This window comes from Paenibacillus oleatilyticus (assembly GCF_018998565.1).
In the GTDB taxonomy this organism is placed as follows: domain Bacteria; phylum Bacillota; class Bacilli; order Paenibacillales; family NBRC-103111; genus Paenibacillus_G; species Paenibacillus_G oleatilyticus.
Genome location: NZ_JAHNZO010000070.1, coordinates 1 through 1,927 on the forward strand (window position 1 = coordinate 1; position 1,927 = coordinate 1,927).

General features: G+C 51.3%; 1 protein-coding gene. It reads left to right on the plus strand.

What is annotated here, in order from left to right:
- Positions 1 to 533: 533 nt before the first annotated feature.
- Positions 534 to 1,826 carry a group II intron reverse transcriptase/maturase gene (ltrA, locus tag KQX66_RS36305; RefSeq protein ID WP_216798376.1) on the plus strand — a complete coding sequence of 431 codons (1,293 nt, stop codon included), beginning with the start codon at positions 534 to 536 and terminating at the stop codon, positions 1,824 to 1,826.
- Positions 1,827 to 1,927 lie beyond the last annotated feature (101 nt).

Genomic DNA, 1,927 nt, shown 5'->3' on the forward strand with positions numbered 1-1,927 from the left:
AGCGTGCCCAGAGGCACGCATCTTCTAGCCGGTGAAAATCCGGTCGCGGGAGGGGCCAAGCCCCCGCGTAGCTAGGATGCCTGCGTACGGCGGAATCTGTGCGTGGAAGCGCGTCGACGAAAGTACCTGTCGGAGACAGGGCGAGCAAGATACCAGGCCGTAACATGAAGTGAATCCTGCCGCGTCGTCAAAAAGGCCTCGCAAGAGGGGGAAGAGGAAGTCGAACCCCGTTCATATGGGTGAAGACCACGGAAGCTGTTAAGAACTTGGAGCGGCAGCGAAGAATCCTCCGGCGTAAGGGGATCGGCATGGTATGAAAGAGGATGCAGTGAACTGGGGAGACCCTCCCCCGCACGGGATTTTTTTTTTTCGAAATCCCGTAAAATAGGCGCTCTATAAGCCCGAAAGGTGAAGTGAAGAGCCTGCGGGAAGGGAGTCCGAGGGGCTCATACTACCGAGGAACGCAGGACAACACAACCTGCGGGAGGGAAGGAGCCCTGCTTTGTTCATGTTTCTTAAGGAGGTACGAGTCAGTGAATGCCGAGAGGCTAACAACACCAAAGGAAAACATTCAACAACTCCTAGAGAAACTAGGTCATGCGGCCAAGGAAAACAAGAAGCGTAGATTCCATGCACTCTATGACAAGGTCTACCGGATGGACATCTTGGGGGAAGCGTGGAGGAGAGTACGAGCCAATAAAGGGGCGGCTGGAATCGACGGGGAGACCCTTGCGGACATTGAAAAGCAAGGAGAGCATCTCTTTTTGTACGAATGCCATCGAGTCCTCAAAGAAGGCAAGTATCACCCTCAACCAGTAAGACGGCACTACATTCCAAAGATAGATGGAAAGCAAAGACCGCTAGGCATTCCTACCATCCGGGACCGCGTCATACAGATGGCGACGAAAATGGTAATGGAACCAATCTTTGAAGCGGATTTTCAAGAATCCTCGTTTGGATTCAGACCAAAGCGAAGTGCTAAGCAAGCGCTGGACCGAATCCGAAAAGCATGCAACCGCAAAGGCAATTGGGTGGTCGACGTCGACATCCAAGGTTACTTCGACAATATCAATCAAGAGAAGCTCATAAAGCTGGTGGAAATGCGAATCAGTGACAGACGTATTTTGAAGCTGGTACGGAAGTGGCTGAAGGCGGGAGTCATGGAAGAAGGAACGGTTCGACGTTCAGACTTAGGAACGCCGCAAGGGGGAGTCATTTCTCCGCTGCTCGCGAACATCTATCTGAACTACTTCGACATCCTGTGGGAGCGACAAGGTAGCGGAATTGGGGAACTCACGCGATACGCGGATGACCTCGTGATCGTGTGTAAGACGAAGAAAGACGCAGACCGGGCATACGAACTCATTCGTGCCATTATGGATCGTCTTGAATTGACGTTACACCCGACCAAAACACGCATCGTCGGACTTTGGACAGGGGAAGAAGGCTTTGATTTTCTTGGCATGCACCATCGCAAAACGAAAGCGGAAACTTCTCAAGGGAAGGTGTACTACACAACCCAGCAATGGTTAGCTCGGAAAGCGGAAGAACGCATCCGGGAGGTCGTAAAAGAACGTCTAGCCCCACCGAATATGAGACACAAATCATTTCTCGAACACGTGGAATGGCTGAATCCAAAGATTCAGGGGTGGAGGAACTATTATTACACGGCCTACAGCCAGTTAAAGCTGGCAAAGTTGGACTGGTACATTTTGCAGAGGCTCACAAGATGGTATGCCAAGAAGAGACAGCGTGCAAGATGGATGGGCTCACTTCAAGAAGTAAGATTCCTAGCCGGACAGTGTAGACTTAAAACGCTCTTGTGATCTGCATGCACTTGAATGACGAACATCGGAAAGCCGTATGAGGGAAAACCTCACGTACGGTTTGATGAGGAGGGGCAGATTTCTCTGCCCTTCACTCTAGT